Annotated in this window: 25 protein-coding genes (1 of these 25 cut by a window edge); 15 read left to right on the top strand and 10 right to left on the bottom strand. The window is 61.0% G+C overall.

Features of this window, described 5'->3' with window-relative positions; translation table 11 throughout:
- Positions 1-57: 57 nt before the first annotated feature.
- The 3 genes from ACTG27_RS16095 to ACTG27_RS16085 are packed head-to-tail and all read right to left on the bottom strand — an operon-like array spanning position 58 to position 2,135.
- Positions 58-1,317 (bottom strand): PTS ascorbate transporter subunit IIC, encoded by a 1,260-nt coding sequence (locus tag ACTG27_RS16095; protein ID WP_005357405.1) that lies wholly within the window; start codon positions 1,315-1,317, stop codon positions 58-60.
- Positions 1,318-1,368: 51 nt separating this feature from the next.
- Positions 1,369-1,656 carry a PTS sugar transporter subunit IIB gene (locus tag ACTG27_RS16090; protein WP_005356014.1) on the bottom strand — a complete coding sequence of 96 codons (288 nt, stop codon included), beginning with the start codon at positions 1,654-1,656 and terminating at the stop codon, positions 1,369-1,371.
- A 35-nt stretch (positions 1,657-1,691) separates the two neighbouring features.
- Positions 1,692-2,135, bottom strand: coding sequence for a PTS sugar transporter subunit IIA (locus ACTG27_RS16085; RefSeq protein ID WP_439979958.1), 444 nt, complete (start codon positions 2,133-2,135; stop codon positions 1,692-1,694).
- Positions 2,136-2,386: 251 nt separating this feature from the next.
- On the opposite strand from ACTG27_RS16085, the gene ACTG27_RS16080 reads away from it, so the two are divergent.
- From ACTG27_RS16080 to ACTG27_RS16065, 4 genes are all read left to right on the top strand, one after another.
- Positions 2,387-3,409, top strand: a complete 1,023-nt coding sequence (locus ACTG27_RS16080; RefSeq protein ID WP_439979957.1) for a LacI family DNA-binding transcriptional regulator — start codon at positions 2,387-2,389, stop codon at positions 3,407-3,409.
- 32 nt (positions 3,410-3,441) lie between these two features.
- Positions 3,442-4,422 carry an acrylyl-CoA reductase (NADPH) gene (gene acuI / locus ACTG27_RS16075; protein WP_439979956.1) on the top strand — a complete coding sequence of 327 codons (981 nt, stop codon included), beginning with the start codon at positions 3,442-3,444 and terminating at the stop codon, positions 4,420-4,422.
- Positions 4,423-4,496: 74 nt separating this feature from the next.
- A complete protein-coding gene (locus ACTG27_RS16070; protein ID WP_005339521.1) occupies positions 4,497-4,622 on the top strand; it encodes a hypothetical protein in 126 nt (41 codons plus the stop codon).
- 137 nt (positions 4,623-4,759) lie between these two features.
- Entirely contained in the window at positions 4,760-5,092 is a 333-nt protein-coding gene (locus ACTG27_RS16065; RefSeq protein ID WP_166740634.1) for a DUF2799 domain-containing protein, read from the top strand.
- Between the two features lie 20 nt (positions 5,093-5,112).
- Here ACTG27_RS16065 and ACTG27_RS16060 read toward each other — a convergent pair whose 3' ends face one another.
- Together ACTG27_RS16060 and ACTG27_RS16055 are read right to left on the bottom strand one after the other, a co-directional pair.
- Positions 5,113-5,277 carry a hypothetical protein gene (locus tag ACTG27_RS16060; RefSeq protein WP_005339525.1) on the bottom strand — a complete coding sequence of 55 codons (165 nt, stop codon included), beginning with the start codon at positions 5,275-5,277 and terminating at the stop codon, positions 5,113-5,115.
- A gap of 112 nt (positions 5,278-5,389) precedes the next feature.
- Positions 5,390-5,824, bottom strand: coding sequence for a flagellar basal body-associated protein FliL (locus ACTG27_RS16055; protein ID WP_005339527.1), 435 nt, complete (start codon positions 5,822-5,824; stop codon positions 5,390-5,392).
- A 145-nt stretch (positions 5,825-5,969) separates the two neighbouring features.
- Between ACTG27_RS16055 and ACTG27_RS16050 the strand changes: the two genes are divergently transcribed.
- Positions 5,970-6,506, top strand: coding sequence for a chorismate--pyruvate lyase family protein (locus tag ACTG27_RS16050; RefSeq protein ID WP_150390081.1), 537 nt, complete (start codon positions 5,970-5,972; stop codon positions 6,504-6,506).
- The gene (gene ubiA, locus ACTG27_RS16045) at positions 6,503-7,372 is read left to right on the top strand and encodes a 4-hydroxybenzoate octaprenyltransferase (RefSeq protein WP_005356031.1); all 870 of its coding nucleotides are present in this window, start codon (positions 6,503-6,505) and stop codon (positions 7,370-7,372) included. The genes ACTG27_RS16050 and ubiA overlap by 4 nt, the downstream gene beginning before the upstream one ends.
- 69 nt (positions 7,373-7,441) lie before the next feature.
- On the opposite strand, the gene plsB is transcribed toward ubiA, so the two are convergent.
- Entirely contained in the window at positions 7,442-9,865 is a 2,424-nt protein-coding gene (plsB, locus tag ACTG27_RS16040) for a glycerol-3-phosphate 1-O-acyltransferase PlsB (RefSeq protein WP_103251815.1), read from the bottom strand.
- 204 nt (positions 9,866-10,069) lie between these two features.
- Between plsB and lexA the strand changes: the two genes are divergently transcribed.
- From lexA to dinF, 4 genes are all read left to right on the top strand, one after another.
- Entirely contained in the window at positions 10,070-10,693 is a 624-nt protein-coding gene (gene lexA / locus ACTG27_RS16035) for a transcriptional repressor LexA (RefSeq protein WP_005339540.1), read from the top strand.
- 484 nt (positions 10,694-11,177) lie between these two features.
- Complete coding sequence (locus ACTG27_RS16030) at positions 11,178-11,393, top strand: hypothetical protein (protein ID WP_019446524.1); 216 nt, start codon at positions 11,178-11,180, stop codon at positions 11,391-11,393.
- 210 nt (positions 11,394-11,603) lie between these two features.
- Positions 11,604-12,230 (top strand): SCO family protein, encoded by a 627-nt coding sequence (locus tag ACTG27_RS16025; RefSeq protein ID WP_005339543.1) that lies wholly within the window; start codon positions 11,604-11,606, stop codon positions 12,228-12,230.
- 2 nt (positions 12,231-12,232) lie between these two features.
- On the top strand, positions 12,233-13,675 hold the full coding sequence (gene dinF / locus ACTG27_RS16020; RefSeq protein WP_439979954.1) for an MATE family efflux transporter DinF: 1,443 nt from the start codon (positions 12,233-12,235) through the stop codon (positions 13,673-13,675).
- Here dinF and trmL read toward each other — a convergent pair.
- From trmL to ACTG27_RS16005, 3 genes are all read right to left on the bottom strand, one after another.
- Entirely contained in the window at positions 13,607-14,071 is a 465-nt protein-coding gene (trmL, locus tag ACTG27_RS16015) for a tRNA (uridine(34)/cytosine(34)/5-carboxymethylaminomethyluridine(34)-2'-O)-methyltransferase TrmL (RefSeq protein ID WP_115522537.1), read from the bottom strand. The two genes, dinF and trmL, sit on opposite strands and share 69 nt — an antisense overlap.
- Positions 14,072-14,145: 74 nt before the next feature.
- On the bottom strand, positions 14,146-15,516 hold the full coding sequence (locus tag ACTG27_RS16010) for an ATP-binding protein (RefSeq protein ID WP_005357421.1): 1,371 nt from the start codon (positions 15,514-15,516) through the stop codon (positions 14,146-14,148).
- Positions 15,498-16,193, bottom strand: a complete 696-nt coding sequence (locus tag ACTG27_RS16005) for a response regulator (protein ID WP_005339549.1) — start codon at positions 16,191-16,193, stop codon at positions 15,498-15,500. Before ACTG27_RS16005 ends, ACTG27_RS16010 begins: the two co-directional genes overlap by 19 nt.
- A gap of 85 nt (positions 16,194-16,278) precedes the next feature.
- On the opposite strand from ACTG27_RS16005, the gene fieF reads away from it, so the two are divergent.
- The 4 genes from fieF (at position 16,279) to ACTG27_RS15985 (ending at position 19,734) form a co-directional block, all read left to right on the top strand.
- Positions 16,279-17,190: a cation efflux pump FieF gene (fieF, locus tag ACTG27_RS16000; RefSeq protein WP_005339551.1), complete on the top strand. Its 912-nt coding sequence runs from the start codon at positions 16,279-16,281 to the stop codon at positions 17,188-17,190.
- Between the two features lie 8 nt (positions 17,191-17,198).
- Positions 17,199-17,978, top strand: a complete 780-nt coding sequence (gene cysE / locus ACTG27_RS15995) for a serine O-acetyltransferase (RefSeq protein ID WP_005342052.1) — start codon at positions 17,199-17,201, stop codon at positions 17,976-17,978.
- 20 nt (positions 17,979-17,998) lie between these two features.
- Positions 17,999-19,279, top strand: coding sequence for a hypothetical protein (locus ACTG27_RS15990; RefSeq protein ID WP_439979953.1), 1,281 nt, complete (start codon positions 17,999-18,001; stop codon positions 19,277-19,279).
- 245 nt (positions 19,280-19,524) lie between these two features.
- On the top strand, positions 19,525-19,734 hold the full coding sequence (locus ACTG27_RS15985) for a cell division protein ZapB (RefSeq protein WP_005339554.1): 210 nt from the start codon (positions 19,525-19,527) through the stop codon (positions 19,732-19,734).
- 72 nt (positions 19,735-19,806) lie between these two features.
- Here the strand turns inward: ACTG27_RS15985 and elbB are convergent, their stop codons facing one another.
- Complete coding sequence (gene elbB / locus ACTG27_RS15980) at positions 19,807-20,457, bottom strand: isoprenoid biosynthesis glyoxalase ElbB (RefSeq protein ID WP_439979952.1); 651 nt, start codon at positions 20,455-20,457, stop codon at positions 19,807-19,809.
- Positions 20,458-20,857: 400 nt separating this feature from the next.
- Between elbB and polA the strand changes: the two genes are divergently transcribed.
- On the top strand, positions 20,858-23,274 hold the 5' portion of the coding sequence (gene polA, locus ACTG27_RS15975) for a DNA polymerase I (RefSeq protein WP_439979951.1). 349 nt of this gene lie beyond the right edge of the window; the window shows 2,417 of its 2,766 coding nt (coding positions 1-2,417); it begins with the start codon at positions 20,858-20,860; its stop codon lies off the right edge, out of view.

Genomic DNA, 23,274 nt, shown 5'->3' with positions numbered 1-23,274 from the left:
CGGCCATAAAAAAACGGAGCGCGATGCGCTCCGTTTTGTTTTTGGCGGTGGCCGGAATTAGCGAACGATCAGCCCCAGCAGGATGCCGACCACACCGAAGTCGGAGTCGCTGAAGGTGGTGTTGGCGAAGCCGAGGTCGCCCAGCACCGGCAGCAGGAACACCGGCAGAATGGTGAGCAGCAGCAGGCCGTTGGCGAAGGAGCCCAAAATGGCGCCGCGACGACCACCGGTGGCGTTGCCGAAGACCCCGGCAGCGGCGCCGACGAAGAAGTGCGGTACCACGCCCGGGATGATGACGGTCAGGCCCATGGCGTAGAGCAGCGCCATCCCCACCAGACCGGCGGCAAAGCTCGACAGGAAGCCGATCAGCACGGCGTTGGGGGCATAGGGGAAGACGATTGGGCAGTCGAGTGCCGGCTTGGCGTTCGGCACCAGCTTGTCGGAGATCCCCTTGAAGGCCGGAACGATCTCGGCGATGACCATCCGCACACCCTGCAGGATGACGTAGACACCGGCGGCGAAGGTGATGGACTGCATCAGGGAGAACATGAACCAGTGCTTGCCCTTGGCGACGCTGGAGACAAACTCGGGGCCGGCGAAGGCGGAGGTCACCAGGAAGATGATGCCCATGGTGAAGGAGATGGCCACCGGGGTATCGCGCAGGAACAGCAGGCTTTTGGGCACCTGTACATCTTCGCAGCTGTGGGCCTTGTTGCCGAACTTGGCGCCGATCAGGGCGGAGAGCACGTAGGAGCAGGTGGAGAAGTGGCCCAGCGCTACGTCATCGGAGCCGGTGATCTGCTTCATGAAGGGGTGGGCGATGGCCGGGAAGAAGACCATGGCGACGCCGACCACCAGACTGCCGACCGCGATCAGCGGCACACCGCTCATGCCACCGGCAGAGAGGATCACTGCCACCATCATCGACATGAACAGGGTGTGGTGACCGGTCAGGAAGATGAATTTCCACGGGGTCAGACGGGCGATCAGGATGTTCACCAGCATGGCGAAGAACATGATCATCGCCATCTCCTTGCCAAACGAGGTCTGGGCGATGGAGACGATGGCCTCGTTGTTGGGGACGACCCCCTTGATACCGAAGGCGTGCTGGAAGATAACGGCGAAGTCACCCAGCGAGTTGATCACCAGAGTGGCACCGGCCCCCAGAATGACGAAACCCATGATGGTCTTGACCGTGCCCTTGATGCACTCGGTCACCGGTTTCTTCTGGGCAATCAGGCCAATTAGCGCGATCAGGCCGACCAGCACGGCGGGCTCGGACAGCACGTCAAACATCAGAAAGTTGAAAAATTCCATGGTCAGCTCCTGGCAATGGAAGATGCGGCCCGCAGGCCGCATGGGGGATCCTTAGAGGGCGCCCAGTTCGCGCAGGGCGGTGGCGAGCTTCTCTTTCATCGCGGCCTTGTCGACCATGTTGTCGAGGGCCACCAGACGGCCGTTGACGCCCATGCTCTGTAACTGCTCGGCGATGTCGCGGGTGGCGACAAAGATCTCGGCGGTTTCGCTGCCGGCGGAGGCCAGATCGCGATGATCCACTTCGGCGGTGACTGCCAGCTCTTTCAGGATGCTCTTGATGCTCATCTCCATCATCAGGCTGGTGCCCAGACCGTGACCGCATACAACCAGAATTTTCATTGTCTCTTCCTCTGTCAGGTGCGCCGTGGCGCAGATCAGTAGCGCGCCAGAATGCGCAGGATGTCGTCTTTGGTTTCGGCCGCGATGATGGCCGCCACGTACTCTTCATTCATAAACAGCTCGGCCAGCTGGGCGATGGTCTCCACGTGGGAGTTGCTGTCGCTGGCGGCCAGGGTGATCAGCAGCTGGATCGGGTCGTTGCCTTCGGAATCAAAGTTGACCCCCTGCTTGATAACGGTCAGACCCAGACCCAGCCGGTTGACTCCATCCTCGGGGCGAGCGTGGGGCATCGCCAGACCGGGGCCCAGTACGTAGTAGGGGCCGAGCTCCTCATGAGAGCGAAACAGCGCCGCCACGTAGGAGGGCTCGATGGTGCCATTGGCCAGCAGGGGCGCCGTGGCCAGCTCGATGGCGTGGCGCCAGTCGCGGGCGGTGGGTTCGATGCGGATGACATCCTCGGTCAGCAGTTGAGTCAGCATGGTGGTGATCCGGCTAGTTAAGATGGCGCCAATCTATCGATCTTGCGGTGGTGAAACTGTGAGGGTGATCGCGAAAGTTAGCGCTATCAGATAGCGCTAACATCAAACTGTGATAGCGCTATCACTTCACCCATTAACGGGAGTCATCTTGCCCCCGTGATCCGGGAAAGAGGGTAGAATCGGCCCTGAGCAAATGGTCAGTGGCGCTCTTTTGCCTTAAAGTGAGCAGCCGCAAGTCGAGGATGGGATGGATGTCAGAAGCAAAGAAGCGCCGTAGCACGGGTCGGGTGACCCTCAACGATGTGGCCCAGCTGGCTGGTGTGGGGGCCATGACGGTTTCCCGTGCCCTGCGCACGCCGGAGATGGTCTCCGACAAGATGCGCGAGCGTATCGAAGCCGCGGTGGAAGAGCTCGGCTATATCCCCAATCGTGCCGCCGGTGCGCTGGCGTCGGGTATCTCCCAGACCATAGTGGTCATAGTGCCCAGTCTGGCGGATGCCGGTTGTGGCGAGATGATTGCGGGCCTGCAACAGGCCCTGCTCGACGAGGGTTATCAGATCATGCTGGGGGATGCCCAGCATCTGAAACAGCAGGAAGAGAGCTTGCTGACCAGCTTCTTGCAGCACAATCCGGCGGCGGTGGTGCTGTTTGGTGGCGATCCCGGCGAGACGATCCGTGCCCGCCTGAAAGCTGCCCGTTTGCCGGTGGTGGAGGTGGGTGCCATGGCCCGCAGCCCCATCGACATGAATGTGGGAGTCTCCAACTTCGATGCTGGTTATGAGTTGACCCGCCACCTGATCGAACGTGGCTATCGCAATATCGGTTTTCTCTGTGCCCGTCAGGAGCAGTGGATGCTGCAACAGCGGATGCAGGGCTGGCACAAGGCGCTGCTCGACAACTACCTCTCTCCCGATGCCATCATCAACACCTCGGAGCGCCCCAACTTCAGCACGGGGGCGACCATGCTGGGTGAATTCCTGCTGCGCTGGCCAGAGCTCGATGCACTTATCTGCGTCAACGACGAGCTGGCGGCCGGCGTGCTGTTCGAGTGCCAGCGTCGCCATTTGAATGTGCCGGGCAAACTCGCCATCGCCGGATTTGACGATCTGGATGTGGCGCGCGCCTGTTATCCGACCCTTACTTCGGTCAGGATCCCCTATCGAAAAATGGGGCAGGAGGCTGCCGAGCTGATCCTGCGCCAACTGGCCGGGGAGCCCGTGATGGGCACTGCGCTGGCTCTCGATTTTCAACTGCAAAAGCGTCAAAGCAGCTGATCCCCGTTTCACACGTCATCAAAGAGGCAACCATGTTCAAGGCTCTGTTACTGGAAAACCAAGACGGCAAGACCATTCCGACCCTGACCCGGCTGGCCGAGAGCCAGTTGCCGGAAGGTGAAGTGCGGGTAGCGGTCGCTTACAGCTCCATCAACTACAAGGACGGGTTGGCCATCACCGGCAAGGGCAAGATAGTGCGTCAGTGGCCGCTGGTGCCCGGCATCGACTTCGCCGGCACCGTGCTTGAGTCTGCCGACAGCCGCTATCAGCCCGGCGACAAGGTGGTGCTGACCGGTTGGGGCGTGGGCGAAGGCCACTGGGGCGGTATGGCCGAACAGGCGCGGGTCAAGGGGGACTGGCTGGTGCCGTTGCCCGCCGGGCTGGATGAACGGCAGGCCATGTGCATCGGTACCGCCGGTCTCACCGCCATGCTCTGCGTGCTGGCGCTGGAAGAGGCGGGCATTACTCCCGCAAGTGGCGAGGTGCTGGTCACCGGTGCGGCAGGCGGTGTGGGGGCCACCTCGGTTGCCCTGCTGGCAGCCCTTGGCTATCAGGTGGCGGCGCTGACCGGTCGTCCCGAAGAGCAGGGCGCCATGCTGACCGCACTGGGTGCCAGCCGCATCGTGCCACGCAGTGAACTGCTGGTGCCCGCCAAACCGCTGGAGAAGCAGCTGTGGGCTGGCGCCATCGATACCGTCGGCAGTCAGGTGCTGGCCAAGCTGCTGGCTCAGATGAACTATGGCGGCGCCGTGGCGGCCTGCGGGCTGGCGGGTGGCTTCGATCTGCCGACCAGTGTGATGCCCTTCATCCTGCGCAATGTGAGGCTGCAGGGGGTTGATTCGGTGATGTGCCCGTTTGAACGTCGTCAACTAGCGTGGCAGCGACTGGCACGGGATCTTCCCGCCAGCTTCTTTGCTCAGGCGGTCACCGAGATTGGGCTGGAGCAGGTAGTGGAGGCCGCCGAGGCCATCACGCAAGGCCAGATCGCCGGTCGGACTCTGGTCAAACTTTGAACTCTCTCTGACTGGCGAGCCCGACAATTCCGGATAAAATTGGAGTGCGGGTGAACTATCCAAGGAGAGTGAAGATGGGTGGACACAAGCCGGATTACGACTCCTCTGATGATGATTGGGAGCCGGATTCCTGGGAAGAAGAGCTGGATCAGTGGGAAGATGAAAGCTGGCAGGATGATGACACTTTCGATGACCAGTGAACCACGGCATTGAACGAACAGGCGGGCTTTGGGCCCGCCTGATTTTTTTGCAGCGCTCACACGGCTGAGCGTTCGTCCTTGGTCAGGGGCGGGCCGCTGGGTAGAATGAACTGCCCAAATGACGCTCAAGGATGACTATGCGATTCACCATCATATTGTTGGCTGCCCTGCTGGGTGGCTGTGTCTCCAACGATGATCCCTGCGAGAAGGTATGGAGTGAGGTGGGGGAGGCGGATGGCAAGCTGGGCTTCACCACCGAGCGGATCGAGTTCCATCAGGGCCAGTGTGGCAAGAAGGTGGATCCCGAACTGTGGAAGCAGGGACATCAGAAGGGATTGGCATGGTATTGCCGCCCTGAGCATCTCTATCTGGCTGGCCGTTCCGGCGAGGAGTATCGCGGCGTTTGCCCGAATGATACCCAGGCGCGCAGATTGTTCGAACAGGGGCGTCAGGGGTGGACCGATCAATAACGCCCTGACAGGGAGGGGCGTTACTCCTCTTTCAAACGCAGCGGCTGGCAGAGGTAACCCTTGTCATTGGCACTGCGGGCGCACTTGCTGCAGACAAACTTGGGTTTGCGGACTATCTTGCGCAACGCCTTGAGATCGGTGGGGATCTCGTGACGGCGCCATTCACACAGGGTTTTGCTGCCCATAACGACTACCTCTACGACTTGACGGCCGTATTGTAATCGATTTTCATTTCGAATAAACCGGCAAAGCTCGCTTATTGGCCGATATGCCAATAAGCGATTGTTTCGGGAGGGATTACTGGTAGAGGAACTTGGTGAAGATAAGCTCGCGCACCGCTTTCTTGCCGGTCTCTTTCACCAGCAGTTCGTTGACGGTTGTCTCGCACTCCTTGCGCAGCTCTTCTCGGTTGGTCAGGGACTTCACTTGATCGGCATTTTTGCTGCCAATCAGACGGATGATGGCATCGCGGATCAGCGGGTCATGCTGCTCCAGCAGTTTGAGGTCGGCTTCGTTTTCCGCCATCAGCTCTACCGTGACCCGGATATAACCGAGGGTTTTGCTATCACTCAGGTAGTTGGTGATGATGTCGGGATCGAGCGCGTGGTAGGAGAAACCGGGCTTGGCAGCCCCCTCTGCGCCCTCGGCGGGCGGCTCATCTTCAGCCAGAGCTTGCTGCTGCAGGGCGCCACAGCTCAGTAACAACACCAGCAGAATTTTGAAGATCTTCATATAGATGGCTCATCAGCAAGAGATAACCCATTTTTGATGTTGCCATCGGGGCCGTCAAGCACGGATGTTCTTACATTTCGCTATTGATTTACGGATAATAAACCGGATTTTAACCTGAACACGGAAATCTCTGGATGGTGAAGCTGTGAAGTCCGAGTTGACTGTTCCCCTCACGCCGTTAAGCGGGTGGCTGGCCCCCGAATGTTGCGAATTGCCCACCAGCTTGCGCCCCTGGCTGCTGGAGCCCGGCTCCATGACCCGGCGGCTGCGTCAGCACAATCGCCACTTTTCGGTGGAGTGGCTGGGCAATCACCCGGTCGCCCTTACTGCCGATGAGCAGTGGCTGGTGGATTCGGCCTCGCCGGCCGGTACCTGCCGCGAGGTGATCCTGCACGGGGATCGTGGGCCCGCCGTGCTGGGCTGGACCCTGTTTGCCGATGACGCACTGCAAGGGAGCGGCATTGCCGAGCTTGGCGAGCAGCCGCTGGGTGAGCGGGTATTTGGCCATGAGCCTGCCCGCCGTGATCACCTGCAGCTGGCCCGTTTCGATATTGCCGCCAATCCCCGTTGCCCGGCCGCCACTGTCTGGGGGCGTCGTTCCCGTCTGTTTCTGGGGCAGTGGCCACTGCTGGTGCACGAGCTGTTTCTGCCCTCTCTCGTCTGTGACAAGGAGCTGGAGTGAATCTGTTAACCAAGGAGCGGGGACTTGCCTATATGCAGTTGGCCCGCGTCGACAAGCCCATAGGCACTCTGCTGTTGCTGTGGCCAACCCTGTGGGCGCTCTGGCTGGCCGCTGGTGGCCTGCCCAATCTCTGGGTGCTGACCGTGTTTGTGGTCGGCGTCTTTCTTATGCGCTCGGCAGGGTGCGTCATCAACGACTATGCGGATCGCAACTTCGACGGCCATGTCAAACGCACCGCCGGTCGCCCCTTGCCCACGGGCAGAGTCAAGCCGTGGGAGGTGCTGGCGCTCTTCTTCGTGCTGGCGCTTATTTCGTTTGGTCTGGTGCTGACCATGAATCCGCTCACCATCGGCCTGTCGTTTGTCGCCCTGCTGTTGGCGGTGAGTTACCCCTTCATGAAGCGCTTTATCTCGAACCCTCAGCTGGTGCTCGGGATGGCCTTCTCCTGGTCGATCCCGATGGCCTATGCGGCGCAGGCGGATGCCCTGCCGCTGGTGGCCTGGCTGCTCTTCTTCGCCAACCTGCTCTGGACCGTGGCTTACGACACCCAGTACGCCATGGTGGATCGGGATGACGACCTCAAGATTGGCCTCAAATCCAGCGCCATCCTGTTTGGTCGTTACGACAAGCGGATCATTGGCGTACTGCAACTCTCGACTCTGCTGCTGTTGCTGGCGGTCGGGCAGCTGATGACGCTGGGGGGCTGGTATTACTGGGGATTGCTGGGGGCGGCGGTGCTGTTTGTCTATCAGCAGCGGCTCATTCGCGAGCGGCAGCGGGAAGCCTGCTTCCAGGCGTTTCTCAACAACAACTATGTGGGGGCGCTGGTGTTTGCCGGTCTGGTGCTCGATTACCTGCTGGCGTGACATGTTCCCGCGCAGACTCCGATAAAAAAGAAGGCCGCATCATGCAGCCTTCTTTGTTTGCGTTGCAGATCAGAGCTGATTGCCTGCCTGAATGGTACGGCGGATCTTGTTGCTCAGCAGCGGCACTATGTTGTCGGCCAGCGCCTGGAAGCGGCCGAGATCCGGCTTGCACTCGGGAGAGAGGTAGCCCTCTTTGCGCAAGGTGTGGATCAGGGTGCTGAACAGCTTCTGGTCGAAGAACTCGGGGGCGTTGATGCCGTGCAGGGTGCCGAGGCGCTCTGCCATCATCAGGCCGTCCGCCTCCAGCTGCTCCGCCTCGATATGGGGTTGGGCCAGCACCCGGGTCAGCACGATGGCGTAGCGTTGCAGGGTCTCCTGAATGCTCTCCGCCAGCAGCAGCAGGCGCATCTGGTTGGCCGGATTGACCCAGTAGCCGTCATCGCGGGTCTCGATCAGTTGCTGGGTCTGCAGCGCGTCGAGCAGGCTGTCGACCAGCGCCGGCAGCTCCTCCTCTTCATAACGCAGGAACAGCTCGGTCTTGAGCAGCGGATAGATGTCGATGCAACGGGCCATGATCTCGCTGCGGGAGATCCCTTCGCACCGTTCGATCAATGCCGCCACCAGAGAGGGCATGGCGAACAGGTGGAGGATGTTGTTGCGGTAGTAGGTCAGCAGGATCGCCTGATAGCGGTCGAGACTGATGATCTGCCCCAGTTTGTCCTCGCTCACCTCGAACTTGTTGAGCTCCATCGCCTGATCCAGCAGGGTCTTGGCATCCTCATCCGGAATGGTGCTCTGCGGACTGTAGGGCACCGCTTTGAGCAGATCCAGATAGGTGTTGAGCTGGGCCTGCAACTCGTCGCGGGTCAGGGCGTGGCGCTCGGCGGCCAGCAGCGCCAGCGCACTCAGGGTCAGGCCGTTGACCGCGGCAGCGCCGTTGATGCGGGTCATCAGCAGTTCGGCCAGATTGTTGACGGTGCCCGCCATCCACTCCGGACGCTCCTCTTCCCCGATGTGCTTTTTCCAGTCGGGGATATGTTCGCTCAGGTAGCTGTTGAGGGTCAGCGGTTCGCCGAAGTTGACGAAGCCACGGCCGTAGTTGCGCAGCTTGCGCAGAATGCCGAGCACCTGCAGGAAGCTCTCTTTCTCCTTGCGGCTCCCCTTGAGCTCGTTGTGGTAGGTGTTCACCTCCATCACGTGCTCGTAACCCAGATAGACCGGCACCAGAGTCACCGGCCTGTCCAGCCCGCGCATCATTGCCTGCAGGGTCATCGCCAGCATGCCGGTCTTGGGCGGTAGCAGACGGCCGGTACGGGAGCGACCACCTTCGGTGAAGAACTCTACCGAGTAACCCTTGGCAAACAGCAGGTTGAGGTATTCCCGGAATACCGTGCTGTAGAGCGGGTTGCCCTTGAAGGTGCGGCGAATGAAGAAGGCGCCGCCGTGGCGGAAGATGGGGCCCGCCGGCCAGAAGTTGAGGTTGATGCCTGCCGCGATATGGGGCGGCACCATCCCCTGGTGGTAGATGACGTAGGAGAGCAGCAGGTAGTCCATGTGGCTGCGGTGGCAGGGAACGTAGACGATCTCGTGCCCTTCCTGCGCCAGCTGGCGTACCTTCTCGGCGCCATTGACCGACAAACCGCGGTAGAGCTTGTTCCACAGCCAGCCGAGGAAGCTCTCGCCCAGGCGGATCAGCCGGTAGGAGAAGTTGGAGGCGATCTCGTCCATGTAGCCATGGGCGCGCTTTTGCGCCTTCTCGAGGCTGATCCCCTCGCGCTGGGCCTCCTCTTCAATCGCCTGCTGGATCACCGCGGAGTCGAGCAACTGCTTGAACAGCAGGTTGCGGTTCGGCAGTTTCGGGCCAGTGGCGGCCAGCTGCTGGCGGCTGAAGTGGGTACGGGCCACTCGTGCCAGCTTGTGGGCGATCGCCTCGTCGGTGCCGTGTTTGTCCGCCATATAGCGCAGGGAGAGGGGCGGCGAGAAGCGCACCAGATTCTCGCGACCCTTGAGGATCACGATGAGCGCCTTCTTCAGCCGGTTCGGCGCCAGGCTGCTGATGATGTTGAGGCCGGAGGCTTCTTCCCCTTCCCGACCCGGAGCGCGGCCCCAGAACAGGGTGACGGGCACCACCTGGATATCCAGTGCGGGATCCTGCTTGTGCAGATCCAGCAGCTGATGGAACTCCTGCAGGAAAGGGAGCGGTTTGCTGCGTTTGCCAAACAGGGGAGGCGGACGATCCAGACAGACATAGCGCGGCAGCAGCTGGCCGTTCAGTTCCAGCGGCGTGAAGGGGCCGGGCAGACCGAGATCCTCGCAGCACTGCTGCAGGGTCATCAGGTCGGTGATCGAACTGGTTTTCAGGGCATAGACGATGGGTCTGGCCGGATCCAGATTGAGTTCTGTGATGGGATTTTCCGGCAGGCTCTTGTGATTGACCAAGCCGCTGACCGGCCATTGCAAGATGGCTCTGGAAATCTTCTGTCCTAGGGACATGTGCGTCTGCTCTCCAAAAAAATGCGGCGTGAGCATAGCAAATCGGCGGCCCCTTGTCGCCGAGAGGTACGATGAGTCAGCTGCGCAGGATCAAAACAGCAGTAAATGAGGGGTTGGTTGCGACAAATGTCAGCTGCGCCTTGCCTTGGCCACTGCACTGTATATACTGCCAGTGTGCTGTATAAAAAGACAGGTGCCAATTCTATGAAACCCCTTACCCCCCGCCAGGCCGAAGTGCTGGAGCTGATCAAGGTGAACATGAGCGAGACCGGTATGCCGCCGACTCGTGCCGAGATTGCCCAGAAGCTTGGTTTCAAGTCGGCCAATGCGGCCGAAGAACATCTGAAGGCCCTGGCCAAAAAAGGGGTCATCGAGATCATGCCGGGCACGTCCCGCGGCATTCGCCTGTTGCTCGAAGAGGAAGAGGTGCTGGAAGAGAGCGGCCTGCCGCTCATCGGCAAGGTGGCTGCCGGTGAACCCATCCTGGCGCAGGAGCATATCGAGAGCCACTATCAGGTGGATCCCGCCCTGTTCCACCCGCGCGCAGATTTTCTGCTGCGGGTGCAGGGGATGAGCATGAAGAACATCGGCATTCTGGATGGCGATCTGCTGGCGGTGCACAAGACCCAGGAGGTGCGCAACGGTCAGGTAGTGGTCGCCCGTCTCGATGAGGATGTCACCGTCAAGCGCTTCCAGCGCAAGGGCAGTCAGGTATGGCTGCTGCCGGAGAATGAAGAGCTCTCCCCCATCGAGGTGGATCTCTCCTGCCAGCAGCTCACCATCGAGGGGCTGGCTGTCGGGGTAATCCGCAACGCCGACTGGATGTAATCCTCCCCGCCAACTGCGTTTGCCACACGGCCTCCTTCGGGAGGCCGTGCTGTTTCTGGCGCACTTTCCCTGTCATATCAAACAGATCATCGGCGGCGGCATTTTTGTCCTGCGCGACCGGCTACCAATCATCCATTTCAGATATATGCTCAGATCAGTGCCCTGTCGCCGAGACAGGGCTTGGCACCTCCCTCTGACCATCACAATGTGTCGGTACGGGAGGGCCGGTAACAACGAGAATCGGGCAGTACACCTTCACGGGATATGAAGGGGGAGTGGGGAGATCCCGAGCCTTGTCAGGCAAAGGGGACCACTCGTAATGGTTGCAGATAGTCGTGACGGGCCTGTTCCCAGTTCAGGCCGACGAAGCAACATGACCTGTCGGTCAAGGAGGACTGGTATGGCATCAAGATCGCCATGGGATTCAGAGGCTGGGGCTGCGCCAGCGGAATCGTCAATCACCCGCTTTGTCAAAGGTAGCCGGATGACCTGGTTTTACGGTCTCTGGCTGCACCATCGTGGGTCGCACTGGACGCTCTGGCTGGGATGCCCGAAAGAGAAGGTGGTGCGTCTGGTGTTGCTGTTCAAGCGGGGCCATGGCGATCGCCAGGGGGAAGAGGGCTGGCTGGCCCCCGTGATTCCCATCGGCGTGCGGGCCATCGGCAAGATGTTGCAGCAGGGGCGTAACGCTCGCCCCTGAGCAGAAGAGACAAACAAATCCATCCATAACCGGCACCCGAGGGGGCCGGTTTTTTTATGGCTGAAATTGGCGATTAATTATGCCAAATGGTCGACTCCTGACAGGGCGTTGCACAAGGTTGAACCACCTTAGCGGCTCGCTGGGGTACAATGCCCCCCTCTTGTCCGGTCACTGCTGGCCATCTGCCTCGAACTGAAAGGGTCTCTTGTTATGATGAAGCTCCGCTATCCCTTGCTCTTTCTGCTGCTGACAGCCTGCCTGATCCTGGTGTTCTACGCCACGCAGCCAGAGCAGCCGGAACAGGCCGATTATTATCCGGCGGGGCGGGACATCAATGATTTCGCCTTTACCGATGCGGACAACCAGCCGTTCACCCCTGCCAACCTGAAGGGGCACTGGACCTTCCTGTTTGTCGGCTACACCTTTTGCCCCGATATCTGCCCCACCACCCTGGCAGATATGCGCTCCGTCTATGACCAGCTGAAGAAGATGGCGCCCGACAGTCAGGTGGTGTTTATCTCGGCGGATCCCCAGCGTGACGACATTCCACGCCTCAAGACCTATACCGCCTTCTTCAATCCCGAATTCAAGGCGGCCACCGCCCCCCACGACAAGCTGTTCCCGTTTGTGCGCAATCTGGGGCTGATCTACTCCATCGCCAATCAGGGGGAGAAGGATTACCTGATCGATCACTCCGCCTCCATCGTGCTCATCAATCCCAAGGGCAAGCTGCAGGCGGTATTCCGCCCGCAGGTGGCGCCGGGTCAGGTGCCCAGGGTGCAGATGGCCACCATGCTCTCTGACTTCGCCCGCATCCTGAAGTTGGCAGGCCACTGAGCGTGACCCCAGCTGTTGCCCCCTGGTGGCGAGATCCCTCTCGCCACCGCGCTGTTTTTGCGCTCGCCCTGCCCATGGTTTTCTCCAATATCACCACCCCCTTGTTGGGGCTGGTGGACACCTGGGTGATCGGTCATCTCGGTCAGGCCTGGTTTCTGGGGGGCGTTTCGGTCGGTGCAACCCTGATCAACCTCATTTTCTGGCTGCTCGGCTTCTTGCGGATGTCGACCACCGGCCTGACGGCGCAGGCGCACGGCGCCGCCGACGGTCGTGCCCAGCTCGATACCCTGCTGCGGGCGCTGGGGCTGGCCATTGCTCTTGGCCTGGCGCTGCTGTTGTTGCTCTTCCCCCTGTTGCCACGACTGATCGCCCTGAGTGGCGGTTCGCCCGAGGTGCAGCTCTATGCGGGCCAATATGTGGCGGTGCGGATCTGGAGCGCCCCGGCGGCGCTCTGCAATCTGGTGATCATGGGCTGGCTGTTGGGGATGCAGGATGCCCGCAGCCCCATGGTGATGCTGATCCTCACCAATCTGGTCAACATGGCGCTCGATGCCCTGTTTGTGCTCGGGCTCGGCTGGCAGGTGCGGGGTGTGGCAGCGGCCTCGGTCATGGCGGACTACTGCGCGCTGGCCGTCGGCATCTGGCTGGTACGCCGTCAGCTGGGGCAACTGGCGCCGACGGTGTGGCAGGATGGTTGGCAGCGCTGGCGGCAGCTTGCGCCCATGGTGCGGCTGCTCGGTCTCAACCGCGATATCTTCCTGCGCTCCCTCTGTTTGCAGCTCTGTTTCGCCTTCATGACTCTGCAAGGGGCACGACTGGGGGATGTGGCGGTGGCCGCCAATGCGGTGCTGCTCAACTTCCTGATGCTCATCTCCTACGGACTCGATGGTTTTGCCTATGCGGTGGAGGCCATGGTAGGACGAGCCATCGGTCAGCGGGATCGGCAGAAACTGCGGGAGGCCATCGTGCTCAATCTGGGCTGGGCCGCCCTCATCGCCACTGGTTTTACCCTGGTGTTTGCCCTCTTCGGTGCCCACCTTATCGGCTATATCACCGACATTCCGGCCGTGGTGGCGGAGGCAAATCGTCAGCTTCCCTGGCTGATCGCCATGCCCTTGCTGGCGGTCTGGTGCTTCCTGCTGGATGGCGTATTTATCGGGGCGACCCGGGCCCGGGAGATGCGCAACAGCATGTTGCTGGCCGCGTTTGGCGGCTTCTTCCCGATCTGGTGGCTCTGTCAGTCGTGGGGCGTGGCCGCGCTATGGGCGGCGATGGCGGCGCTGATGGTGGGGCGCGGTCTGTCGCTGGGGGTCACTTGCTGGCGGCTGGAGCGCAGCGGGCATCTGCTCGACGCCGCCACTGATCATCGGTGGCACTTACATGGCACCGTCGTAGCCGAGCTGGCGCCAGCTCTCGTAGACAAAGACAGACACCGCGTTGGATAGGTTCATGCTGCGGCTCTGGGGCACCATAGGGATGCGCAGCCGTTGCTCGAATGGCAGGCTCTCGATGATCTCGATGGGCAGGCCGCGACTCTCCGGGCCAAACAGCAGGGCGTCGCCAAGGGCATATTGTGCTGCCGAGTGCGCGGTGCGCCCCTTGGTGGTGCAGGCAAACACCCGCTTGGGCGCTACGGCGGCCAGAAAAGCCTCATAGCTCGACCAGCGCTTCACCTCGGCAAACTCGTGATAATCGAGTCCCGCCCGCTTTACCCGCTTGTCATCCCACTCAAATCCCAGCGGCTCGATCAGGTGGAGCCGGTAACCGGTATTGGCGCAGAGCCGGATGATATTGCCGGTGTTGGGCGGAATTTCCGGCTGGTAGAGGACGATATCGAGCATGACGAGCTCCTGCAAAGAGATGTAAAGCCAAGAAGGGGCGCCAGCATACCCAGCGCCCGTCCGGATGAAAAGGATCAGGCGATGGGCAAGCGGATGGTGATGGTCAGCCCGGTCGGGTGATTGTTGCTGGCCGCAATGGTGCCGCCGTGGCGCTGTATTGCCTCCGAGGCGATGGCCAGCCCCAGCCCGGTGCCGCCAGTCTTGGCGTTGCGGGCGTCATCGACCCGGAAGAAGGGCTGGAACAGCAGCGCCTGCTGCTCGTCTGGCACCCCGGGGCCGTCATCCCGAATGGTCATCACCCACTCCAGTCCCTCCCGATACCAGTCCACCTTGATGAACTCGCGGGCATATTTGAGGGCGTTGCGCAGGGGGTTCTCCACCGCCCGGGCCAGCAGCTCGGGCCACATCTGGATCGACTCGGCAGGCAGCGGCGGCAGTCTGAGCTGCTTGCCGCTCTGGTTTGCCTCGAACATGGCATCTTCAAGGATGGGCTCCAGCAGGTCGGCCAGCGGCTGCACGATGGGGGCCTCAACATGCTGCTGCACTCGCGACAGATCCAGCAGATCGCCTATCAGCTTGTCCAGCCGCCCGATCTCCGATTCGATCCGCGCCAGCTCGGCGCTGTCACCCTGCTTGCGGCGGATCAGCGCCTGCGCCAGTTGCATCCGGGTGAGAGGACTGCGCAGCTCGTGGGAGATATCGGAAAGCAGCTGTTTCTGCTTCTGGATCATGCTCTTGAGCGTCTCCACCATGCGGCTGACGTTATCCGCCAGCTGGCCGATCTCGTCGCCCCGTCCCAGGTTGGGTATCTGTACCTCCAGATTGCCGGCCGCCAGTTGGGAGACCGACTTCTGCAACTGCAGGATGGGGCGGGTCAGCCGCCAGGCGAGCAGCAGGCAGAGCGGGGTGCTGACCAGCATCGAGATGCCCAGAATGCGGATCGGGTGATCCAGCACCTGAATAAACAGGAACAGGTAGGGATTCTCGGCATTGAGGCCGAAATAGACGTGATAGCGATGACCGTGGTGCTCCATCAGGAAGGGGCCGGCGATCGCCTTGCGATCCTCGTTGCCCAGCATGGGATTGGCCGGGTCATCGGCATCCACCATAAAGCGCACCACGAACTTGCGCGGATGGGTGGTGGACTGGATCTGCCCCTTCTCGTCGCGCAGGTAGACGTTGTCCACCGGCAGCATGGCGATCTTGTCCATCGCCTTGGCCAGATCGAAATCCTGATCAGGCTCGGCGGCGTTGAGCAGGGCCTGCACGTTGTTCTGCATCCGCGCCACTTCGTGGGTCGGCAGCGGGATCTGGTTGCGGGGATCCAGGGTCGGCAGGCTGATCACGGCGGCCAGCATCACCAGCAGCATGAACCAGAACCAGAGGAAGATGTGGGTCGAGATCCCGTTGAGGGAGTTGATTCGCTCTATTCTTGCTCTAGCCACAGGTACCCGCGCCCCCGTACGGTTTTGAAGCGGGGCTGGCCATCGGTGCGGTCCGGCAGCTTCTTGCGCAGGTTGCTCAGGTGCATGTCGATGGCCCGATCGAAGGGTTCCAGCTTCTTGCCCAGCACCTGCTCGGAGAGGTGGCTCTTGCTGACGATCTGGCCGGGATTGCGCAGCAGGCACTCCAGCAGCCCGAATTCGGTGGCGGTCAGCTCCAGCAGCTGTTCGCCGCAGCGGGCCTGCTGCAGGCCGGGTTGCAGCACGATATCCATGAAGTGCACTTCGTCGGAGGAGTTGCCGCGCTGGGGCGGGGCGCTCTGGGTTCGGCGCAGGATGGCGCGTACCCGGGCCAGCAGCTCCCTGTCATCGAATGGCTTGGCCAGATAGTCGTCGGCACCCGCTTCCAGACCGTTGACCCGATCCTGGCTGTCACCGCGGGCGGTCAGCATCAGCACCGGGGTATCGTGGGTCTTGCGCAGCTTGGTCAGCATGGCAAAGCCGTTGAGCTTGGGCATCATCACGTCCAGCAGCACCAGATCGAAGCTCTGCTCCGCCAGCCGTTGCAGCCCCTCTTCACCATCCTCGGCGACCGTGACCTGAAATCCCTCCAGGGTCAGAATTTCGGTGAGCAGTTGGGTCAATTCAAGATCGTCGTCGACCAGGAGTATTCTGTTCATCTGGTGTTATTCCGCAGATTTTCGCGCCAAACTGACGCCGGGGTCAGGGTATAATAAGTTTTTCATCGCCAGAGGAAAGCCGGTTTTGAGCCATCAACAATATTCCCGTTGGGTGACCTTTGCCAGCATAGCGGCGGTCACCACCGCTACCTTGCTGATCATCGGCAAACTGATCGCCTGGTTGATGACCGACTCGTCGACCCTGCTGGCGTCGCTCACCGACTCCTTCATGGATGTGAGTGCCTCCATCATCAACCTGCTGGCCATTCGCTATGCGCTTGCCCCCGCTGATGACGAACACCGTTTCGGTCACGGCAAGGCGGAGTCGCTGGCGGGCCTCATCCAGTCGGCCTTTATCTCCGGCTCCGCCCTGCTGCTGGTGATGCACGGAATTTCATCCCTGCTCAATCAGGCGCCTATTCTGCGGCTGGAGGCGGGTCTCTGGGTCAGTGGCGGCTCCATCGTGCTGACCCTGCTGCTGGTCAGCTTCCAGAGCTTTGTCATTCGCAAGACCAACAGTGTGGCCATCAAGGCCGACATGCTGCACTACCGTTCCGATCTGCTGCTCAATGCCGGTGTCTTGCTGGCGCTGGTGCTGGCGGGGCAGGGGTGGTATTGGGCCGACGGCCTGTTTGCCATCCTGATCGGGCTATTCCTGTTGTGGGGGGCGGGACACATTGGCTACGAGTCGGTGCAGGCCCTGCTCGATCGTCAGTTGCCAGCGGAAGAACAAGCGAGAATAATGGCGCTCTGCTGTGCCGTAGAAGGTGTACACGGCGTACATGACCTGCGCACCCGTCAATCCGGGCCGACCCGATTCGTACAGTTGCATCTTGAACTGGATGATCAGATCCCCCTGGTCAAGGCCCATCAGATCGCCGATGAAGCCGAACTGGCGGTACGCCAGGCATTCGAGCGGATGGATGTCATCATCCACATGGACCCCATCTCGGTGCTGACAAAAGAACAACAGAGCCCTCACCCAGAACAACAGTAGGCTGCAACATGGATGAACTGGTTGCCAAAACCTGGCACAAAATTCAGCAAGAAGCACAGTGCATGGCGGCCCAGGAGCCGATGCTGGCCAGCTTCTTCCACTCCACCATTCTCAATCACAAGAATCTGCGTTCGGCCCTCAGCTTCCAGCTGGCCAACAAACTCGACAGCGCCACCATGCCCGCCATCGCCCTGCGCGAGGTGATCGAGCTGGCCCTGCGCAGCGAGCCCGAGCTGCTGGCGGTAGTGGCGGCCGACATCTGCGCCGTGCAGGAGCGGGATCCGGCGGTCGATCTCTTCTCCACCCCGCTGCTCTATCTCAAGGGGTTCCATGCCCTGCAGGGGTATCGGGTCGCCAACTGGCTGTGGCGTCAGGGGCGCCGCTCGCTGGCCCTTTATCTGCAAAACCAGATCTCGGTGGTGTTCGGGGTGGATGTGCACCCGGCCGCCCGCATCGGCAAGGGGATCATGTTTGACCATGCCACCGGCATAGTGGTGGGCGAGACGGCAGTGATTGAAGATGATGTCTCCATCCTGCAGAGCGTGACACTCGGTGGTACCGGCAAGGAGAGCGGCGATCGCCACCCCAAGATCCGCGAAGGGGTGATGATAGGGGCGGGCGCCAAGGTGCTCGGCAATATCGAAGTGGGCGTGGGCGCCAAAATTGGCGCGGGCAGCGTGGTGATCAACCCGGTGCCGCCTCATACCACGGTCGCTGGCGTACCTGCCAAGATCGTCGGCCGTCCGGAGTGCGACAAGCCTTCCCTGGATATGGATCAGTGTCTCTGATCTCCCGGCCGGAGTAGTCGATGGCCAAACGCTGGTCGGGTTATCTGATTTTGGGGATGTGGCTGCTCAACCTGCTTCATCTCTATCTGGGACTCTCCCCCTGGCCAGCGGCCATGGCGGCCTGGGGGGCGTCACTGCTCACCTGGCCCTGGCTGGTGGGGGCCGCCAAGCGGCAGGCGCTAGCCCTTTATGGCGCGGCGCTGTTGTTGCTCATCTTCTCCTGGTGGCAGGGTGCGACCCTCACCGCCGGTGATTGGCTGTTGCCCAACATCAATATGCTCACCATGTTTGCCGCGGTGAGCACCCTCAACCTCGCCACCTCGGGTCTCTTGACCGGCACCACCTCCTGGACCGGGCGAAAGGGGCTGTGGAGCACCATGGCCAGCCTCAATCTGCTGGGGGCGGTCATCAACCTCTCGGTGCTCTTTATCATCGGCGATCGGCTGGAGCGCAATGGCACCCTGGAGCGGCGTCAGGTGATGGTGCTGAGCCGGATCTTCTGTGCGGCTGCCTTCTGGTCACCCTTCTTTGTCGCCATGGCGGTGGCGCTCACCTATGCGCCGGGCTTGCAGCTCTCCCATATTCTGCCGTTCGGGATCCTCGCCGCCTTGCTGGCGATGGGGCTGACTGCCTGGCAGGTGGAGCGGATCGGGGTGGCCGACTTTGCCGGTTATCCGCTGCGGCTGCAGACTCTGGGGTTGCCGGTCACGCTGGCGCTGCTGGTGCTGCTCATCAAGCAGATCTGGCCCCAGCTCGGCATTCTGGCGGTGATCGCGCTGGTGGCCCCGCTGCTGGCGTTGCTCTTTATGCCGAGGGCCGGGCGCAAGGCGGCCCTCAAGCGGCAGGTGGTGGAGCGCTTCCCCGCCATCGGCGGTCAGCTGGTGTTGTTTCTGGGGGCCGGTTTGCTGGCGGCAGGCATCAACAGTGCGCTGTCGGTCATCGATCTCGGTGCCGGCCACGGCCTGCCACTGTTCAACCACTTTGGCTGGCTTGAGGCATCCCTCACTCTGCTATTGATTTTGCTGGTGGCCATCGTCGGGGTGCATCCGCTCATCAGTATCTCCGGGCTGGCGCCACTGCTCTGGCCGCTGGCGCCGGATCCCAGCCTGCTCGGCATGTGTTTCCTGCTGGGATGGGGGCTTGCCACCGGCACCAGTCCGCTCTCCGGATCCAATCTGGCGCTGGCCTCCCGCTACAACCTCAGTGCCGGGCTGATCCTGCGCTGGAACCTGTTCTACGGCCTGCTGATGTATGTGGTCGCCTGTCTGTTGCTGGGGGCTTATATCGCCTTGCATGGATAACGGCGGCGCCGTCAGGAGGGTGCAAATGATGCGCGGGCGGCGGGGCTTTTACGCACGGTTCAGTGTGTTGTCGCGGCTCGGGCGCAGGATGCGAGAAAAATAGACGCATATTTAGACAATACATCTATGGAAGGCGCATTTTACAGCGCACTGGCTTGTTTGTGCCGATGCGCTCGGGGTATGCTGGCTTCACGCGCTTGAATCGCCCTCTGTGGGGCATCGCAATTGAACAAACAGGTATGCATATGTCACTAGAAGTCCTTGAGCAACTCGAATCCAAAGTACAATCCGCCGTCGACAACATCTCCCTGCTGAAGATGGAGCTGGACGAGCTGAAAGAGCAGAACAGCAAGCTGCAAGACGAGAACCATCAGCTGCGCAACGAGCACACTGCATGGCAGGAGCGTCTGCGTGCCCTGCTGGGCAAAATGGATCAGATGGGCGAAACCATCTAATTCATCGCCTTCAGGCAGAATTGAAAACGGGCCGCTCCATGAGCGGCCCGTCTGTTTTTGGCGGGATGGGAATTACAGCGCCAGCAGTTGCTTGACTGTCTTCTCGATGCCGTCCACCGCTTCGACTATGTTGTTGGCCAGCATGTAGGCGGGGGTGGAGATCACCTTGCGCTCCTGATCCACCACAAACTCGTTGACCGGGCAGTTGAGATGGCTGCCACCCATCGCCTCGATGGCGTTGGCGGTGCCTTCGTCATGGCCGATGGTCGCCAGCGTCCCGGCACCATAGATCAGCGGGATCATGGCGGGCGCGATGCAGATATAGGCGGCCGGTTTGTTGGCTTTGGCAAAGCTCTGGCACGCTTGCAGCACATCGGGCTGGATCTGGCACTCGGCCCCCTTGATAGCAAAGTCGCACAGGTTTTTGGCCGCGCCAAAGCCGCCGGGCACCAGCAGCGCGTCGTAATCGGCCGCATCCAGCTCGGCCACATCCTTTATCTGGCCACGACAGATGCGGGCTGCTTCGACCAGCACATTGCGGCTCTCTCCCTCGCTCACTTCACCGGTCAGGTGGTTGATGACATGGAGCTGCGCCACGTTCGGGGCGAAGCACTGGACGGCGGCTCCCTGACGGGCCAGCGCCAGCAGGCTGATGACGGCCTCGTGGATTTCGGCTCCGTCAAAGACACCGCAGCCACTCAAAATCACGGCCACTTTTTTCATGGCAAACTCCTCGTTGTTGAAAATGTGAGCCAGGATGGATTGTTGTACTTTTGTATGGTTATCGCTCGCCCTCCGCTGGTCAAGTCATCTTGCTGTGCTAGGATTGTTTCGTTTTGGATCCTGCCGTACCTACTCCCTTAAATCTTTTTCCACATTGATCGAGATCATTCTAACTGTCTCGCGATCGGTTTTTACGATCTCAATGCATTGTTTTTAATGGGTTTTTATATTCTTATGCACAGTTTTATCACTGTGCGTCCTGATGCGCCCCATTTTTGAACACAGAGTTATCCACAGACTGAGTTCCTTTATCAGGCGCTGTGTGCTGTTGCTGCGCCCCTTGGTGTGAGGGGGGCCCTGTGGCATCCTAGCGGCTGTTTATCTCTGGCAGGACGATTTCATGGCCCCTAGCAATCCCCTTATTCTGGTCGACGGCTCCTCTTATCTTTACCGCGCCTTCTTCGCCTCCCAGCAGGCCGATCTGCGCACATCGACCGGTTTGCCGAGCGGCGCCGTCCGTGTCATGGCCAACATGATGCGCAGCCTGCGCAAGCAATATCCTGACTGTCATGTGGCCGTGGTGTTTGATGCCAAGGGCAAGACCTTCCGCGACGACATCTATCCCGAGTACAAGGCGACCCGCGCCAGCATGCCGGACGATCTGCGCAGCCAGGTCGCGCCTATCCACCAGATGATCAAGGCGATGGGCTTTCCCTTCCTGATGGTGGAAGGGGTTGAAGCCGACGACGTGATCGGCACCCTGGCCCGCCAGGCGACCGAGAAGCAGCTGCCGGTACTGATCAGCACCGGTGACAAGGATATGGCGCAGCTGGTCTCCGACCATGTCACCCTGATCGACACCATGAAAGATGTGAAGACCGATCGGGAAGGGGTGATCGAGAAGTTTGGCGTACCGCCCGAGCTCATCATCGACTATCTGGCCCTGATGGGTGACAAGGTCGACAACATTCCCGGCATGACCGGTGTCGGCGAGAAGACCGCACTGGCCCTGCTGCAGGGGATTGGCAGTATCGACGAGATTGCCGCCAACCTGGACAAGGTCGCCGCCCTCGGCTTCCGTGGCTCCAAGGCGTTCGCCGACAAGTTCCGCGAGCAGGAGGAGCAGGTTCGTCTCTCCTATCGACTGGCGACCATCAAGACCGACGTCGAACTGGAACAGAGTCTGGAAGAGCTGTTGCTCAAGCCGGTCGACAAGGAGTCCCTGCTGGCGGTCTATCGCGAATACGAGCTGCGCAACCTGATCAAGGAGCTGGAATCCGGTGGTGAAGAGGGCCGCGAGAGCGCCGGACAGGACGAGGCTGGCGATGAGAGCGCCGCTCCGGTTGCCGCCATCGAAACCGACTACCGCTGCATTCTGGACGAAGCCGAGTTTGACGGCTGGCTGGAACAGCTGAAAGCGGCACCGTTGTTTGCCTTCGATACCGAAACCACCAGTCTCGACTATATGGAGGCGCGGATCGTCGGTGTCTCCTTCGCGGTTGAGCCGGGCAAGGCTGCTTATGTGCCGTTTGGCCACGACTATCTGGGGGCACCGGTACAGCTGAGCGAGGCCGTGGTGTTGGGCAAGCTCAAGCCGCTGCTGGAAGATCCGACTCGTCTCAAGGTGGGACAGAACCTCAAGTACGATCGCAACGTGCTGCTTAACCATGACATCGACCTGCAGGGCATCGCCTACGACACCATGCTCGAGTCCTACGTGCTCAACTCCACCGCCAGCCGCCACGACATGGATTCGCTGGCCAAGCGTTATCTCGGGGTCGAGACCACCTCCTTTGAAGATATCGCGGGCAAAGGGGTGAAACAGCTCACCTTCAACCAGATCGAGCTGGAGCAGGCGGCCCCCTATGCGGCGGAAGATGCTGACATCACCCTGCGTCTGCACCAGACCCTGTGGGGTCAGCTGGAGGCCGTACCGGGCCTTGCCAAGGTATTCAGCGAGATCGAACTGCCGCTGCTGCCAGTGCTGGCGCGGATGGAGTTGCTCGGCACCACCATCGATCCCAAGTTGCTGCACCAGCAGAGTCAGGAGATCGAGCTGCGGTTGGCGGAGCTGGAGAAACAGGCCCACGAGCTGGCCGGGCAGGAGTTCAACCTCTCCTCGCCCAAGCAGCTGGGGGAGATCCTCTTCACCAAGCTGGGCCTTCCGATCATCAAAAAGACGCCGAAGGGTGCGCCATCCACCGCAGAAGAGGTGCTGGCCGAGCTGGCGGAGACCTACGAGCTGCCGCAACTGCTGATGGAGCATCGTGGGCTGGCCAAGCTCAAGTCCACCTACACCGACAAGTTGCCGCTCATGATCAAGCCGCAGACCGGGCGGGTACACACCTCCTATCATCAGGCGGTAGCGGCTACGGGCCGTTTGTCATCATCTGATCCCAACCTGCAGAACATCCCGGTGCGCAACGAGCAGGGGCGCCGGATCCGTCAGGCCTTTATTCCGAGCGCCGGTTACAAGCTGGTGGCGGCGGACTACTCCCAGATCGAGCTGCGCATCATGGCGCACCTCTCCGGTGACAAGGGGCTGCTGACCGCTTTTGCCGAGGGCAAGGACATCCACAAGGCGACTGCCGCCGAGGTGTTCGGCGTGGCGCTCGATGCGGTCACCACCGACATGCGCCGCAGCGCCAAGGCGATCAACTTCGGCCTCATCTATGGCATGAGTGCCTTCGGTCTGGCCAAGCAGCTGGGGATCGGTCGTGCCGAAGCGCAGAAGTACATGGATCTCTACTTCGAACGCTACCCGGGCGTGTTGGAGTATATGGAGCGCACCCGTCAGCAGGCGGAAGCCCAGGGCTA

This window comes from Aeromonas sp. 97A (assembly GCF_051919185.1).
GTDB classification, from domain to species: domain Bacteria; phylum Pseudomonadota; class Gammaproteobacteria; order Enterobacterales; family Aeromonadaceae; genus Aeromonas; species Aeromonas veronii.
The sequence above is the reverse complement of the archived record's forward strand: the minus strand, read 5'-3'. Positions and strand labels throughout refer to the sequence as shown.